At 66.2% G+C, this 15209-nt stretch carries 12 protein-coding genes; 5 read left to right on the top strand and 7 right to left on the bottom strand.

Annotation, left to right across the window (positions count from 1 at the left end; all coding sequences use genetic code 11):
* The first annotated feature begins 57 nt into the window (after positions 1-57).
* Together ACP97_RS08640 and ACP97_RS08635 are read left to right on the top strand one after the other, a co-directional pair.
* Positions 58-789 carry an ABC transporter ATP-binding protein gene (locus ACP97_RS08640; protein ID WP_049997435.1) on the top strand — a complete coding sequence of 244 codons (732 nt, stop codon included), beginning with the start codon at positions 58-60 and terminating at the stop codon, positions 787-789.
* Positions 790-2034, top strand: coding sequence for an ABC transporter permease (locus tag ACP97_RS08635; RefSeq protein ID WP_049997434.1), 1245 nt, complete (start codon positions 790-792; stop codon positions 2032-2034). It begins immediately after the preceding gene.
* Here ACP97_RS08635 and ACP97_RS08630 read toward each other — a convergent pair whose 3' ends face one another.
* Both ACP97_RS08630 and hmgA read right to left on the bottom strand, forming a co-directional pair.
* Positions 2035-2403, bottom strand: coding sequence for a hypothetical protein (locus ACP97_RS08630; RefSeq protein WP_049997433.1), 369 nt, complete (start codon positions 2401-2403; stop codon positions 2035-2037).
* A gap of 52 nt (positions 2404-2455) precedes the next feature.
* On the bottom strand, positions 2456-3667 hold the full coding sequence (hmgA, locus tag ACP97_RS08625) for a hydroxymethylglutaryl-CoA reductase (NADPH) (RefSeq protein ID WP_049997432.1): 1212 nt from the start codon (positions 3665-3667) through the stop codon (positions 2456-2458).
* 78 nt (positions 3668-3745) lie between these two features.
* On the opposite strand from hmgA, the gene ACP97_RS08620 reads away from it, so the two are divergent.
* Complete coding sequence (locus ACP97_RS08620; RefSeq protein ID WP_049997431.1) at positions 3746-5269, top strand: amidohydrolase; 1524 nt, start codon at positions 3746-3748, stop codon at positions 5267-5269.
* Here the strand turns inward: ACP97_RS08620 and gpmI are convergent, their stop codons facing one another.
* Positions 5270-6832: a 2,3-bisphosphoglycerate-independent phosphoglycerate mutase gene (gene gpmI, locus ACP97_RS08615; RefSeq protein ID WP_049997430.1), complete on the bottom strand. Its 1563-nt coding sequence runs from the start codon at positions 6830-6832 to the stop codon at positions 5270-5272.
* Positions 6833-6878: 46 nt separating this feature from the next.
* Positions 6879-7220, bottom strand: coding sequence for a DUF7113 family protein (locus ACP97_RS08610; RefSeq protein ID WP_049997429.1), 342 nt, complete (start codon positions 7218-7220; stop codon positions 6879-6881).
* Positions 7221-7306: 86 nt separating this feature from the next.
* Between ACP97_RS08610 and ACP97_RS08605 the strand changes: the two genes are divergently transcribed.
* Complete coding sequence (locus ACP97_RS08605) at positions 7307-7729, top strand: universal stress protein (RefSeq protein ID WP_049997428.1); 423 nt, start codon at positions 7307-7309, stop codon at positions 7727-7729.
* Positions 7730-7764: 35 nt separating this feature from the next.
* On the opposite strand, the gene ACP97_RS08600 is transcribed toward ACP97_RS08605, so the two are convergent.
* The 3 genes from ACP97_RS08600 to ACP97_RS08590 all read right to left on the bottom strand — a co-directional run bounded on the left by ACP97_RS08600 (position 7765) and on the right by ACP97_RS08590 (position 12904).
* Positions 7765-9288, bottom strand: coding sequence for a glutamate--cysteine ligase family protein (locus ACP97_RS08600; RefSeq protein WP_049997427.1), 1524 nt, complete (start codon positions 9286-9288; stop codon positions 7765-7767).
* A gap of 138 nt (positions 9289-9426) precedes the next feature.
* Entirely contained in the window at positions 9427-10527 is a 1101-nt protein-coding gene (locus tag ACP97_RS08595; RefSeq protein WP_049997426.1) for a DNA topoisomerase IV subunit A, read from the bottom strand.
* A 7-nt stretch (positions 10528-10534) separates the two neighbouring features.
* Positions 10535-12904, bottom strand: coding sequence for a DNA topoisomerase VI subunit B (locus ACP97_RS08590; protein ID WP_049997425.1), 2370 nt, complete (start codon positions 12902-12904; stop codon positions 10535-10537).
* Between the two features lie 193 nt (positions 12905-13097).
* On the opposite strand from ACP97_RS08590, the gene gyrB reads away from it, so the two are divergent.
* Positions 13098-15026 carry a DNA topoisomerase (ATP-hydrolyzing) subunit B gene (gyrB, locus tag ACP97_RS08585; protein ID WP_049997424.1) on the top strand — a complete coding sequence of 643 codons (1929 nt, stop codon included), beginning with the start codon at positions 13098-13100 and terminating at the stop codon, positions 15024-15026.
* Positions 15027-15209: the final 183 nt, after the last annotated feature.

The raw sequence follows: 15209 nt of genomic DNA, 5'->3' as shown, positions 1-15209 counted from the left end.
CGCGCTCACGGGTCGAGCGACGACATCTTCATTGGGCCGTGTCCGCTATCGTTCGCAGTGAGTTCCACAGCCGAGACGCCGTCGGCCGACGACCGGGTGGTCCGACTCGCGGACGTGCGGAAGACCTACGACCTCGGCGGCACGGTCGAGGCGCTCGCCGGCGTCTCGCTCACGCTCGCTGCGGGCTCGTACACCGCCGTGATGGGGCCGAGCGGTTCGGGCAAGAGCACGTTGTTGAACCTCGTCGGTGCGCTCGACACGCCGACCGAGGGTCGCGTCGAGGTCGCCGGCCACGACGTCGGGACGGATTCGGAGGCCGAACGCGCCGGGATTCGGGGAACGGAGATCGGTTTCGTCTTCCAGACGTTCAACCTCATGCCCCGGATGGACGCGATCGAGAACGTCACTCTCCCCCTCCTGTTCGACGACTGGCCGCGCGAGCGCCGCCGCGAGCGCGCCCGCGAACTGCTCTCGCTGGTGGGACTCGGCGACCGCCTCGACCATCGTCCGAACGAACTCTCGGGTGGGCAGCGCCAGCGCGTCGCCATCGCGCGGGCGCTCGCGCCCGACCCTGCCGTGGTGCTCGCCGACGAGCCGACCGGCAACATCGACACCGAGACCGGGGCCGAGATCATGGGGCTGCTCGACGACGTGAACGCCCGCGGCAACACCGTCTTGCTGGTAACCCACGAACGCGCCATCGCCGAGCACGCCGAGCGGATCGTCCACATTCGTGACGGACTCATCGAGAAAACCGAACGGCTCGACGGGACGGGGCGGAGCGCATAGATGGACGCCCGCGAGACGCTGCGGATGGCCGGGCGGTCGATCCGCTCGCACAAGTTGCGGTCGGCGCTCACGGTGATCGGTGTGGTCATCGGGATCGCGTCGGTCGTGACCTTCGCCTCGGTCGGGGCGAGCGTCGAGGCCGACATCGTGAGCGAGGTCGGCTCGTCGAGTGCGAGCAACGTCTATGTGCTCCCAACGCCGGCCGGCGACGACGATGGCGGACCGGGTTTCGGCGGTGTCAGCCAGCCCGTGTTCACCGAACACGATATCGACCAACTGGAGAGGACACAAGGCGTACGGCAGGTCCTTCCGCGCGGAAACGTCCGCGTGAATGCTCTCACACACGCGAACGACACGGTTTCGAGAACCCAGATCACTGCCACCACGCCCGCCTCGTTCCCGCGGGATGCGGTCGTCGCGGGCCGGGCCTTTCGCTCCGGCTCCGAAGAAGTGGTCATCAGCCGATCGGCCAGACGGGCCTTCGAGGGGAACCTCTCGGTCGGCGACACGCTCTCGATTTCGTCCGAAGACGGGAACGAGACGAGCGTCGAAGTGGTCGGCGTCGTCAACCGGACGGCCGGCCAACTGCCGTTCGCCTCCTTCTCCAGCCAGCCGCGGTTCTACGTGCCGACCGACCCATTCTACGAGCGCACCTTGGAGAGCCCGGCCGTCGGCGCGAGCCAGCGTGCCTACCCCCAACTCACGGTCGTCGCCGACCCGGCGCAGGTGAACACGGTCAAGGGAAGCGTCCAGCGTTATCTCGCAAGGTCCGATGCGGCCGAACTGAAGCCTGAATCGGTCGAACTGACGGCGCAGACGAGCGGCGACTTCGTCGAGGAGATCCAGGATATCGTCGGGCAGGTAACGCGATTCGTGACGGCCATCGCAGTGATCGCGCTCGTCGTCGCGGCCATCGGCATCGCCAACATCATGCTCGTCAGCGTCGCCGAGCGCACCCGCGAGATCGGGATCATGAAGGCCGTCGGCGCGCGCAACCGCGACGTGATGGGGTTGTTCCTCGCCGAGGCCACCGTCTTGGGTGCCGTGGGAGCCGTTCTCGGCCTCCCGCTCGGTATCGCGGTGAGCTACGGCGCGACGGTCTACGCCGAGGTGGCGTTCACGCCGGCGTACGGCTGGTTCGCCGTCGCCGTCGTCGTGGGTGTCCTCGTCGGGGTCGTTGCGGGCCTCTATCCGGCGTGGCGTGCAGCCAGCGTCGACCCCATCGACGCGCTGCGCTACGAATAGTCAGGGATCGCTCGTGGGGTACTCGATCGGGACGACGTGTTCGTCGCCCTCGCGGTCGGCGTTCAGGTCGACCTCCTCGACGAGTTCCGGGCGCACCTCCGTGCCGAGACGCTCGGCGAGTTTTTCGATTTCTCCGTCGTCGAGATCCGCATCGGGGTCGGGCAGGTCGAGGTCGCCGACGAACCGTTCTGGACGGAGTGCGACGCCCGACTCGGGCTGGGTGAACCCGTCTTCGTTGGCGACCAGCTCGGTCTCCCCATCGGAACTGACGCGAATCGCCGGTTCGCCGGGCATCGATTCGACGTACTTCTGCTGGAGCGCCGTGACGACTAGGTCGGGGTCGAGGACGACGCGTTCGATTTCGGTCATGGCGTCCCCGTTTCTCGCTCGTGGTTTATGTCGGCACCGGTAGCGACCCGCCCTATCGCCCGAGTGCTTCGTGCGCGCTCGACAGGTGCCGCGAGGCGAGCGCCCCCAGGAGGGACAGCTCGCCGGCGAGTGCTCCCGCAGCGATGATTTCGGCGAGGCGGTCGGCGTTCGTACCCGGCGGGTCGCCGCCGCCGCGCAGGCCGAGCACCGAGAGCGCTTCCGACTGGGTCGGGAGTTTCGTCCCTCCCCCTACTGTTCCGACCTCCAGACTGGCCAACGAGACGCTCGCGTAGAGTTCGTCATCGCGGGCCTCGACTGTGGTGATGGCATTGGCCCCCTCGACGACCTGTGCGGCGTCCTGTCCGGTCGCCAAGAACGCGGCGGCGACGATGTTCGCGGCCTGTGCGTTGAACCCGAGACTCCCGGCTTTGGCCGACCCGACGAGGTTCTTGCGCGTGTTGATCTCGGCGATCGCTTCGGGCGTGGCGTGCAGTCGTTCTTCCACGACTTCGTTCGGAATCCGCACGTCGGCGGTGACGCTCCTGCCCCGGCCCTCGACGGCGTTGATGGCGGCCGGTTTCTTGTCCGTACAGAGGTTGCCCGAGAGCGCGACGAGTTCGGCCGGCGTCTCACGCTCGACCACCTCGCAGGCCTCGCCGGTGGCGATGGTCGCCATGTTCATCCCCATCGCATCCTTCGTGTCGTAGCCGAACCTGAGAAAGACCGAATCGCCAACCGCGTAGGGGGTGATTTCGACGAGTTCGCCGTGGCTCGTCGTCGCTTCGGCGGCCGCGGCGAGCGCCTCGTGGCTATCCCGGACCCACTCGACGACCGCTTGAGCCTCGACGATGTCACTTACTCGGAAGACCGGTGCGCGCGTCATCGCTCGTTTCGTGACGCGGGCGTTCGCACCGTCGGCCGCCCGAATCACCGCACAGCCGCGATTCACGCTGGCGACGAGCGCGCCCTCGGTGGTCGCGAGCGGCAGGTATTCTTTCCTCTCCTCGCGCTCGCCGGTCACCGGGAGCGGGCCGGCGACGCCCAGCGGAATCTGCACAGTACCGAGCATGTTCTCGATGTTCGGCTCGGCGTCGGCGGCGTCAATGCCGTAGTCCCCTACGGTATCGAGTCGCGCGTCGGTTTCGGATTCGATGACCCGTCGGCGTGCGGCGGCGGCGGTGTCGGCATCCGTGTGGGCTTCCAGTTCGTGAAGCGCGATGTCGCCCTCGCGGACGCGCGCGGCGAGGTCCGTGGCGTCGGTCATACCTCCCTCTCGATTGGTGGGTCCTAACCAGTTCCGCTATCCCGAAGCGTTTTCGCGCCGGCCGTGCCTTGCGAAGGCATGACCGAGTCTGCCGACCTCGTGCTCACGAACGCCGAAATCCACACGCTCGGAGATCCCGACGGGACGGTCGACGCGCTCGCAGTGCGCGACGGCGAGGTCGTCCGGGTGGACTCGGCCTACGAGATCGACTTTCTGGATGGTGTCGACACCACCACAATCGGCCTCGCTGGTCGCGTCGTCCTGCCGGGGTTCATCGACGCCCACACGCATATGGCCGAAGTCGGCAAGCGCCTCGTCCACGCCGACCTTTCAGGAACTGATTCGCCCGCCGAAGCCGTTTCGCGGCTCACAGCCCGCGCGGACGAGACCGACCGCGAGTGGGTGCTGGGCTACGGCTACGACGAGAGCGAGTGGGACGACTCGCGCTATCTCACCCGTGCAGATCTGGACGGTGTGAGCACCGACCGGCCGGTCGTGGCGTTCCGCGAGGACATGCACACCGCCGGCGTCAGTAGTGCAGTTCTCGACCGATTCACCGAGCGGATGCCGGACGGGGACGTCCGACAGGAGAACGGCGACCCCACGGGTGTGATCGTCGAGGACGCGCTCGAACCGGTTCGGTCGGCCATCGCCCCCGACCGGGCCGAGACGCGCGAGTTGCTACTCGCCGCCCAAGAGCGCGCTCACGAACTCGGCGTCACTGGTGTGCACGATATGGTTCGACAGTCACACGCGCCGCGGGTCTATCGTGACCTCGATTTGGATGGCGACCTCGCGCTGCGCGTGCGCATCAACTACTGGGCCGACCACCTCGATGCGGTGGTCGAAACTGGACTGGCGACCAATCACGGCAGCGAGTTCGTCCGCACGGGTGGAATCAAAACGTTCACCGACGGGAGTTTCGGCGGTCGCACGGCGAAACTCGGCGACCCGTACGCCGACGGCGACGGAACGGGCCAATGGGTCGTCCCGCCCGCCGAACTCCACGATATCGCCGCGCGCGTCGACGACGCCGACCTCCAGATGACCACCCACGCCATCGGCGACGCGGCCATCGACGAAGTGCTCGACGCCTATGCCGACATCGACCCGGACGCACGCCACCGCATCGAACACGCCGAACTCCCATCGGCGGAAGCGATCGAGCGCCTCGCCAGCATAAACGTCGTGGCGTCGGTCCAGCCGAACTTCCTCCGGTGGGCACACGACGATGGTCTCTACGACGCTCGTTTGGGGACCGAGCGCCGAAAGCGGTCGAACCCCTTCCGAGAGCTACTCGATGCGGGGGTCCGGATCGCCTTCGGTAGCGACTGCATGCCGCTCGACCCACTTTTCGGAATCGACGAAGCGGTCAACGCTCCGGTGGAACGCCAGCGACTCACCGTGACCGAGGCGCTCCGTGCGTACACGTCGGGCGCAGCGTATGCTGGATTCGACGAAGATCGGCTGGGAACGGTCGAACCCGGAAAGAAGGCGGATTTCGTCGTGCTCGATAGTTCGCCGTGGGATACTTCCGATATCGCCGGCATCGACGTGGCGATGACGGTCGTCGATGGCGAGGTCGTTCACGACGCGCGCTGACTACTCCAGCAGCGAGCGGCCGGTCATCGCGTCGGGGACCCCGATACCACAGCGTTCGAGGACGGTCGGCGCGAGGTCCGACAGTTCGCCACCGGTTCGAATCCGTTTGCCGCCGTCGTCACCGTCGGCCGTGAGATAGACGACCGGAACCGGATTCGTGGTGTGGGTCGTGTCGGGGTCCGCTTCAGTCCCCATGTCGTCGGCGTTGCCGTGGTCTGCGGTCACGAGCACGTCGCCGCCCGCCCCACGACAGGCGTCGATCAGCCTTGCCAGCTGGGTATCGACGGCTTCGACCGCGGCGACGGCCGCCGCGAAATCGCCCGTGTGGCCTACCATGTCCGCGTTCGCGTAGTTGAGCACCAGCACGTCCGGGTCTTCGGATTCGATCACCGAGATGGCCGTGTCCGTCACCTCCGCGGCACTCATCTCGGGCTGGTGGTCGTAGGTCGGCACGTCGGGACTGGCGATGATTTCTCTGTGCTCGCCGTCGAACTCTACTTCTCGCCCACCGTTCAGGAAGTAAGTCACGTGGGGGTACTTCTCTGATTCGGCGATGCGAAGCTGCGTCTTTCCATGTGCCGCGAGCACCTCACCGAGGGTGTCTGCGGGTTCGTGGGGAGCAAAGGCGACGGGGAACTCGAAGGTTTCGTCGTACTCGGTCATCGTGGCCAACTCGGTCTCGGGTGGGGACGTCTCGAATTCCCACTCGGGTCGTGTGTCCGTCAGCATGCGAACGAGTTGGCGCGCGCGGTCGGCGCGGAAATTGAAGAAGAGGACGCTGTCGCCATCCGCGAGTGCGGGACCGCCCGACTCACGGCCCTGCTGGTCGCTCTCCGAGGCGGATTGCGCCCCACCCTCGACCAGCGTCGGTGCGACGAACTCGTCGGTGTCGCCGCGCTCGTAGGACTGCTCGACGGCTTCGACGGCCGTCGCGGCGGTGTGCTCGGCGTCGCACTCGATGATGGCGTCGTAGGCACGTTTCGTGCGCTCCCAGTTCTCGTCCCGGTCCATCGCGTAGTAGCGCCCCGAAACGGTGGCCACGCCGCCGGTGCCGCAGCGTTCGACGACGCCTTCGAGGTCGGTGAGATACTCGACGGCGCTTTTGGGGGGTGTGTCCCGCCCGTCGGTGAAGGCGTGCGTGACCGCCTCGATTCCTCGGTCAGCCGCGGCCTCGATGAGCGCGTAGAGGTGGCGCTGGTCGGCGTGGACGCCACCGTCGCTCACCAGTCCCATGAAGTGGACGCGCCCGTCGTTCGCCGCGGCGTGGGTGAACGCCGATTCGATGGCTTCGTTCTCGGCGAGGTCGCCGGCTTCGACCGCCCGCGTGATGCGGGTGTAGCTCTGGTCGATAATCCTCCCTGCGCCGATGGTGAGGTGGCCGACCTCGCTGTTGCCCATCTGGCCCTCCGGAAGCCCAACTGCCCGCCCCGAGGTGTCGAGGGTGCCGCTCGCGCCGCGTTCGGTGAGGTCGTCCATCGTCGGTGTGTCGGCCGCGCGAACTGCATCTAATCGGTCGTGGTCGCCCAGTCCCCAGCCGTCGAGCACGACGAGTGCCGCCTGCATGGGCAGTTTTCGAAAGCGGTGCGTAACTACCCTTCGCACTCGCCGGTCACTCGGCCGCCGAATCGGCCTTCTGCATCCCGATTTCGACGTCCGATTCGGCGACGCCGACACGGGCGAACTGCGTGCGGAGGTGTTCTTTCGCGCCTTCGATGGCCTGCTCGCGCGTCTCGAAGCCGTGGGCGACGGGTGACTCGAAGGCGACGTTCACGGTCGCATCGTCGATCTGCTGGCGCTGGCCACCCGATTCGACCTCGTAGAAAGCATCGCAGACCCAGACGTACGGTGCGTCCTCGTCGGGCGCGCCGCTGAAAGATGGGGCCTCTTCCCCGCGCTCGTAGAGCGTGCCGGTGAGTGCTGTTCCGCCGGCGTGCCCACGAATCAGGAGCATGGTCCCTCTAACCGTCCGGCGACCAAAACCTCGGTGTTCACGGAATGGGCGGAGCACTTAACCACTCTCTCGTGGTATCACATCGCATGGCGAAACGGCTGCTCGTCCCTGTCGACGGCTCCGAGCAGGCCTGGAACGCGCTCGACCACGCTACGGCCGAACACCCCGAGGCAGTGCTCACGCTGTTGCACGTCATCAACCCCGTGGGAGCCGGAACCGGCGCGCAGGTCGCCGACGTGGGTTACGGCGAGGAGTGGTACGCGGCCGCCGAGCGCCGCGCCGAGGACCTCTTCGAGCGCGCCCGCGAGCGCGTCGGCGACCACGAAATCGAGACCGAGACGACCGTCGGCCGGCCCGCTCGCGCCATCGTCGCCGTCGCCGAGGAGAGCGATATCGATAGCATCGTCATGGGCAGCCACGGCCGCGACGGCGTCTCGCGGGTCGTTCTCGGAAGCGTCGCCGAGACCGTCGTCCGGCGCTCGCCGGTCCCGGTGACGGTCGTCCGATAGCCGCCGCGTCCGGCCCGCGCGTGCTCGTACGGCAGTCAATCGGCGAGCCAGTCGGCGAAACTGTGGTCACCGATGAAGGTTTCGGACTGGCGGTCGATGTAGGCCCGTTGCATGCCGTAGACGGCCTCGGCGAACGCCGCGCCGTCGTCGAGGCGTTCTCGCACCTCGTGGCGCTTCCAGCGCGCGGGCGTCACCTTCCGGCGGGCGCGCTGGCGCAGCGGCCAGAGGTACTTCGCGGCCTCGCTCTCGGAGAAGCCACGCGATTCGAGACCGTCCTTCGCGTGGGCGAAGATATCCGAATAGATCTCGTCGTAGGAGTGGGTCTCGCGGCCGTCGTTCGTGACCCAGACGAGGTCGGCGGCGAGACCGTCGTGCATCGCCGCGTAGAAGTTCTCGTGGGCGTCCTGCCAGTCGAGGCTCGCCACCGGGTGCTCGCGGCGGGTCAGACTCTCCATCAGGCCGGCGAACGCCGCCTGAAAGGCGATGGTGTCTCGCACCGTGGGCTGGCCTCCGATCGGACGGAACTCGATGCGGGCGTTCGCCGCCGATTTGCTCGCCCCCTCGAAGACCGGTCTGACCCAGCGCCAGTAGGTCCCGTGTTTCACTCTGAACGTGGCGAAGGCGTCGTCGAAGCGACTGGTCTCCTCGATCGGCATCGGGACGATGGTGTCGTCGGCCGCGATACGGTCGACGGCCTGTTCCGTCGAATCGAGGTCGTGGGGGAACCTGACCTTGCCCATCCCACCGTCGGGATTCAGGATGGCCTCGAAGACGTGGATGCGGTGGCTCATCCACCCATCGGCGAGGATTTCCTCGGGAGAGGCATCGTCGTAGAGGTCCGGCGGGAAAAAGGGCGAGTTGACCCCCAGCGCGAGCAGCGGTCCCGCAATCCGGAGCGCGTAGGTGAAGTACTCGGGCAGATCCGCGGCGTGGGCCACCTGATAGTGGGGCTGGATCGAGGTGATGAGGCTCTCGGGCATCACCGTGTCCGCCGACAGCGAGACGTGCGGCGCGCCGACGTTCATGCCGACCGCATCCGCGCCGGCGGTGTTGGCCATCGCGTGATACCTGACCGAGTCGCTCATGTTCGAAGCGATGCGCACCTCGCGGTCGGTGATCGAGCCGGTGAGGTACTCGCGGGCCGGCTCGCCCTCCGGGGGAATGGTCCACATGCCGTCGCTGACCAGCCGGAGGTCCGAGGATGCCACGCAGTCGAGGGCAGTACGGAGACGAGCGCTCACTTCGGCCTCCTGAGCGGCGAGACCATGGGAATTGAGCGGCTGTGGACTCGTGCACATCTCGGCGTTGTGCAGGCCGAGTTCCTTCTCGAAGCCGATGAACTCGAGCAGGCGGCGCGGTACCCGTGCCAGCGCGCTCGATTCGCGGTCCACCCCGTAGAACTCGTATTCGAGGCCGATGATGGCCTGTGGGTTGTCGAAGGTGCCGGCGTCGAGTTCGCGCTTTATCACCTCGGCTTCCTCCTCGGCGCGGGCGTGAAAGTCCCCGGCGTCGACGGTGAGCACGTCCTCGACCCGCGCCGCGAGATCCGAGCCTGACATGCCTCGCCGTGTGCGAGCGAGCGCCTTTAACTTCGCGGCTGACGGCAGCGAGTGGCCGTATCTCCGTGGCGCGTAAACAAAATACGGTACAGATCGCGGTCGAAGCGGCGACTGACGAACCGACGATACCGCTTTCGGCTACAGCACGCCCATCTCGGTCAGCCGCTCGGGCAGGTAGGTGTCGGTCACGAAGTCCAGCCCGCGCGAGGCGAGCGCCTGCTGTTCGGCCTTCTTCCCGATGTCGAGCTGGAGTTCGATCTGCTCGCGCCAGTACTCCGTCTGGAAGCGCGGGTCGGTGAGTTCGCTTTCGAGGGCGTTGATGTCCGAATCCGCGAGCGGGTCGGTCGGCAGGTCGTACTCGACGATGTCCGTGGGTTGAATCCCGATGAACTGCGCCTCGGGCGTGGCGAGGTAATCCGAGAGGTGCGCCGATTTGATGGAGCCATACGCCACCGAACCGTAGATCCGATACGACCACGGGTCGCCGTCAGTGAAGACCACTACTGGGAGATCAAGCTCGTCGTGGAGGCGTTTGGTGATCCGCCGGGTCGCACGGGCGGGCTGGCCCTTGAGGTGGACGACGATGGTGCCGTAGTCGTCGTCGAAGCCGTTCTCGACGAGCCGATCGCGCATGCCACCGGTCTCGACGCAGAGGATGAACTCGGCGTCGTGGTCGAGGAACTCGATGGTGTCGGGGTTGTTCGGGATCTGATACCCACCCTCGCCGACGTCTTTTTGACAGTGGATCTCGCGCTCGCCACGTCTGGTCTGCTCGCGGAGGTGGAGCGGCCCCATCAGCGTCGCGCCCGACTCCTCCGGGCGCATGTGGAGGTCCTCGCGGGTCACCTCCGAGACGATTTCGAGATCCTCGATGAGCTGGTTCGATTCGTCCTGGTCGGAAAACTGGGCCTCCTCGTTGTCCCAGCTCTCGGAGAGATAATACAACTCACGCAGGGTCGACGAGCGGTCGGCATCGAGCTGGTCGGCGAGGAAGTCGATGGTGTAGATGGCCTTCAGGAGCTTGCGCGCCCCGCGGACGGAGTTCGCGCTGCGCGTGCTCGTGCGGTCGCCGTAGACCCACACGTCACTGTTCTCGTCGTATTCGATGTTCGATTTCGTTCGTGTTGGCAGTTCCATCGCGGGGATCTCGCCGCCCGCGAACTGGTCGTAGAAGTCGGCCGCGAGGTCGATGAGTCGCTCGCGCGCCGAGGCGTCGATGTCGGGTGTGTCGGTGCTCATGGTAGTATCAGGCGTTCACGGTGAGTTTCTCGCTTGCGATGCCCGCCACGTCGAGGTCGAACTCGCTCTCGTCGGCGAGTTCGTACTCTAGGACCGTCTCGCTATCGCTTCCGACTTCCGGCGACCACTTGATGAACCACTCGCCGTCCATCTCGACGATGCGCGCGCCGTCGGAGACGCTCGTGGGTTCGGCCGAGACGATCTCGGTCAGTTCGGGCGATTCGTTGGTTCCCGAGTGGTTTTCGACGACGAGTTTCACACGGTGATCGTCGACGTGGCGCTCGACGAGGACGTTGTTCATGATGCGCGCGAGCGAGTCGTCGATCTGCAACTCCTCGCGCTCGGTCACGTCGGCGAGTTTGTCGGCCATCTCGGGGAGGATCGTGCCCAGTACGTCCTGTTTTTCCTGGCGCTGTTGCATCGAGCGGCGCTTTTTCAGGTAGCTCTTCAGTTCGCGGGCCGCTTCCCGCACCGCGAGTTCGATCTCGTCTTCGATCGCGGGCACGTTGGCGATGGCGTCCTTCGACTCGCTCGTGAAGGGGACGTTGGTTGAGGCGACGTGGATCATGATCACTGCCGGCCCGTTCGGCATGCCCGATCCGCCGGGTTGGTCGAGTCCATAGTTCCGCCAGCCGATGCCCTTCAGGACGTCCGTCGTGGCACACGCCCCGCGCTGATAGACGAGCGGAACGCGGTTGGCAAAGCGGAGCAGTTCGACGCCGCCCTCCGCGGGCAGGTCGCCGCCGTAGGCGATGCCGGCCTCGACGATGAACGGGTCGCCGCCGTGGACGCCGGCGTCCCGCGTGGCGGAGGCGTAGAAATCGGCGTCGAACTCCTTTTCGAGCCCCGAGCGCACGAGATCCGCGGTGATCGGCGAGAGACAATCGGTCGGTGGCGCGATGATGTCGGTCTCGCGCATCGCATCCAACAGCGCGCTCGCGGTGTCGCGGTCAGCGGCGACGGCGGTGACGTTCGGCGGGTCGTCGGGAACCGGGCGGGCGGTGTCCCACAGGGCTTCCGTGACGTTCTCGCGGGCGGTCTCGCCGAAGGAGACCTCCTCGCGCTCGACGGTCATCTCGGCGGCCCGTTTCACGTATTCTTCGAGCGTCTCCCGACGTAGCCGATCGCGCCCGCCCTCGAACTTCGCCGCCAGCCGCTCGGCGAACGACTCGATGACTCCGCTGTCCTTGCGCGTGCTCGTCGCCTCGTCGGCCAGTCCGTAGAGGTCGGCCGTTCGGTCCTCTCGGACGATTTCCCACGCCGCCGCGACGGCTTTCTCCTGTACGGTGTCGCCGAACGTCGTTCCCATCTCGTCGGTCGTCGCCCCGGCGGCGCGCTCGACGAGTGTGGCGAGTTCGTGGTGGGCCAGCCGGTCGTGCTCGACGATGGCGTCGGCGACCCGGCGTGCGAACTCGTCGGTCGGCTCCTTCCCTTTGTTCACCACCGCCTCCGCGACGGCCTCTTCGAGCGCGTTCGTGTCGGTCGGCGTTCGCCACGCCATCTCGCGGCCGTAGTGGCGGTCGGTGAACGCCTCGCCGACGTTGGCCGCCGTCGTCTTGCCGACGCGGGTGAACTCCCCTTGGAGGAATCCCGAGATGCTGTACGAATCGGTCCCGTCGAGCATCTTCAGTAAGGTCCCGAGTTCGACGCCGTGAGGGTGGGGTCTGATCTCCTCGGTCTCGGCGGGGAGCTGGTCGGTCGCGCGCTCGGCCTTGAACTCGCCGTTCGGCTCGCGGAGTTCGATGCGGGCGTGGGGGTTCACCACGGCCGTGTGTTTCACGTAGTCCCTGAGTTGACTGCGTGCGCGCATGTTCGCCTCCATCTCCAACTCGATGCGGGTACCGTGCGGACGGTCCCACGTGGTCGTCTCGTCGACGGAGACCTCGGGTTCGTTCGAATCGGTGTCGATGATGAGCTCGAAGTATTTCGCCTCACCGCCCTGCGTGCGGCTCGTGATTTTGGCCGGCTTCCCACTGGTAAGCTGTGAGTAGAGCACCGCCGCCGAGATGCCGATACCCTGCTGGCCGCGGGCCTGTTCGCGCTTGTGGAATCGGGAGCCATAGAGGAGTTTGCCGAAGACCTTCGGGAGTTCCTCGCTCGTGATGCCGGGACCGTTGTCCTCGACGACGAGCCGATAATAGTCGCCCACCTCCTCGATTTCGATGTAGATGTCGGGGAGATGGCCCGCTTCCTCGGTCGCGTCGAGTGCGTTGTCGACGGCCTCTTTCACCGCAGTAACGAGTCCCCGGGCCCCGCTGTCGAACCCGAGCATGTGCTTGTTCTTCTCGAAGAACTCGGCGATGGAGATCGCCCGCTGGCCCGCCGCCAGCTCGTCGGCGACCCCCTCGTCGTCGAGCGTCGATTGGAGGGATGGCATTACCCGGGATATTCAAGCGACGGTTAAAACGAATACGGTAGTAGGGTGGAAGTGGAGTCGATATCGCGGTGGCGGGGAACGAAGACCCGGGATTCGGGCCGCGATTGCCGCGAAATCGGCCGAGTTCGCCACCGTCTGACGCGCGCGTGCGGGAGACTTATGCCGACAGGACCGCTAGCGATAGATAGCTTATATGCCCCAAGACGAGTACGGAGCCGGACAGATTCAAGTTCTCGAAGGATTACAGGCCGTCCGGAAGCGCCCGGCGATGTATATCGGCTCGACGGACGCTCGTGGTCTCCACCATCTCGTGTACGAGGTCGTCGACAACGCCATCGACGAGGCGCTTGCCGGCCACTGCGATTCGATTACGGTCACGATTCACGACGGCGAGCACCCCTCGGTGAGCGTGACCGACGACGGCCGGGGGATCCCGGTCGACGAACACGAGGACGGCAAGTCCGCCCTCGAAGTTATCATGACCGTCCTCCACGCCGGCGGGAAGTTCGACAAGGAGTCCTACCAAGTCTCGGGGGGGCTCCACGGCGTCGGCATCTCGGTGGTGAACGCGCTCTCGAAGTGGGTCGAAGTCACCGTCAAACGCGACGGGGCGAAGTGGGTCCAGCGGTTCGACCACGGCGAACCCGAGGGCGACATCGAGCGGGTTCGAGACCTCCGTGATGACGAAGAAACGGGAACCACCCTCCAGTTCTGGCCCGACGAGAAGGTCTTCACCACCACGGCGTTCACCACCTCGACGCTCGCCAACCGCCTTCGTGAGTTGGCCTTCCTCAATTCGGGCGTCGAGATCGAACTCGAAGACGAACGCGACGGCAGCCGCGAGCGCTTTCGCTACGACGGCGGCATCCGCGAGTTCGTCGTCTACCTCAACGAGTCGAAAAGCGCCCTCCACGAGGACGTCATCTACTTCGACGACGACGCCGCAGTCGAGGACGGCGAGGTCAGCGTCGAGGTGGCCATGCAGGCCACCGACGAACTCCAGGGGTCGATCCACGCCTTCGCCAACAACATCAACACCCGTGAGGGCGGCACGCACCTCACCGGCTTCAAGACCGCCCTGACGCGGGTCGTCAACGACTACGCGAGCGAAAATGGGTTACTGAAGCCGCTCGACGACGAGAACCTGAAGGGTAGCGACATCCGCGAAGGGCTGACGGCCGTGATTTCGGTCAAACACCCCGACCCGCAGTTCGAGGGCCAGACCAAGACCAAACTCGGCAACGGCGAGGTACGCGGTATCGTCGAGAGCGCCGTCCACGAGCAGTTGAACACCTACTTCGAGGAACATCCCGACACCGCGACGGCGGTCATCGGCAAGGCCGTCGAGGCCGCCAAAGCCCGCCGCGCCGCGAAGAAGGCCGAGGAGCTCACCCGGCGGAAATCGGCGCTCGAATCGACGGCCCTCCCCGGCAAACTCGCCGACTGCCAGAGCCGCGATCCGAAGGACTCGGAACTGTTCATCGTCGAGGGCGACTCGGCGGGCGGGAGTGCCAAACAGGGCCGCGACCGCGAGTTTCAGGCAATCCTTCCCCTGTTCGGCAAAGTGCTCAACGTCGAGAAACACCGCCTCGACCGCATCCTCGAAAACGAGAAAATACGAAATCTCATCACCGCCATCGGCGCGGGCGTCGGCGAGGAGTTCGACATCGAGGAGGCCAGATACCACAAGATCATCATCATGACCGACGCCGACGTGGACGGCGCGCACATCCGCACGCTGTATCTCACGCTGCTCTATCGGCATCTCACGCCGCTCATCGAGGCTGGATACGTGTACGCCGCCCAGCCACCGCTCTACCGCATCCGTAACGGCGGCGAGACCTACGACGCGATGACCGAGGCCGAACGCGACCGCATCGTCGAAGAGCAGTGTGGCGGCACGCCCGATCAGGTCCAGCGGTTCAAGGGACTCGGCGAGATGAACCCCGACCAGCTCTGGGAGACGACGATGAACCCCGAAAACCGGATCCTGAAGCAGATCACCCTCGAAGACGCCGCCGCCGCGGACAAGATGTTCTCCGTGTTGATGGGCGACGCCGTCGAACCCCGTCGGGAGTTCATCAAGAGCCACGCGACCGACGCCGACTGGGTCGATATATGAGAAAGCCCTCGCTCCCTTCGGTCGCTCGCCCTTTTCATGTCCACCAGGACTGTACCGTCCCACACAGCACCGCCGAAGCCCTCGGCTCCTCGCTACGCTCGGAGCCTCGCCCTTCATCCGCCAGGGACAGCAGCCTCCGTACCGCCCCGCAACCGTACCGCCACAGCGCGGCCGCCGCGCTGT

Origin of the sequence: Halococcus sediminicola (assembly GCF_000755245.1) — an archaeon.
GTDB classification, from domain to species: Archaea; Halobacteriota; Halobacteria; order Halobacteriales; family Halococcaceae; genus Halococcus; species Halococcus sediminicola.
Note: the sequence above shows the minus strand (reverse complement) of the source record. Positions and strands in the feature narration are given on the sequence as shown.

Bases quoted from the DNA above. Each gene is read 5' to 3' on its own strand.
- ACP97_RS08590 (WP_049997425.1), bottom strand. From the start codon at position 12,904: ATGCCATCCCTCCAATCGACGCTCGACGACGAGGGGGTCGCCGACGAG.
- hmgA (WP_049997432.1), bottom strand. From the start codon at position 3,667: ATGACCGACGCCACGGACCTCGCCGCGCGCGTCCGCGAGGGCGACATC.
- ACP97_RS08620 (WP_049997431.1), top strand. From the start codon at position 3,746: ATGACCGAGTCTGCCGACCTCGTGCTCACGAACGCCGAAATCCACACG.
- ACP97_RS08600 (WP_049997427.1), bottom strand. From the start codon at position 9,288: ATGTCAGGCTCGGATCTCGCGGCGCGGGTCGAGGACGTGCTCACCGTC.
- ACP97_RS08635 (WP_049997434.1), top strand. From the start codon at position 790: ATGGACGCCCGCGAGACGCTGCGGATGGCCGGGCGGTCGATCCGCTCG.
- ACP97_RS08630 (WP_049997433.1), bottom strand. From the start codon at position 2,403: ATGACCGAAATCGAACGCGTCGTCCTCGACCCCGACCTAGTCGTCACG.
- ACP97_RS08595 (WP_049997426.1), bottom strand. From the start codon at position 10,527: ATGAGCACCGACACACCCGACATCGACGCCTCGGCGCGCGAGCGACTC.
- ACP97_RS08610 (WP_049997429.1), bottom strand. From the start codon at position 7,220: ATGCTCCTGATTCGTGGGCACGCCGGCGGAACAGCACTCACCGGCACG.
- gyrB (WP_049997424.1), top strand. From the start codon at position 13,098: ATGCCCCAAGACGAGTACGGAGCCGGACAGATTCAAGTTCTCGAAGGA.
- gpmI (WP_049997430.1), bottom strand. From the start codon at position 6,832: ATGCAGGCGGCACTCGTCGTGCTCGACGGCTGGGGACTGGGCGACCAC.
- ACP97_RS08605 (WP_049997428.1), top strand. From the start codon at position 7,307: ATGGCGAAACGGCTGCTCGTCCCTGTCGACGGCTCCGAGCAGGCCTGG.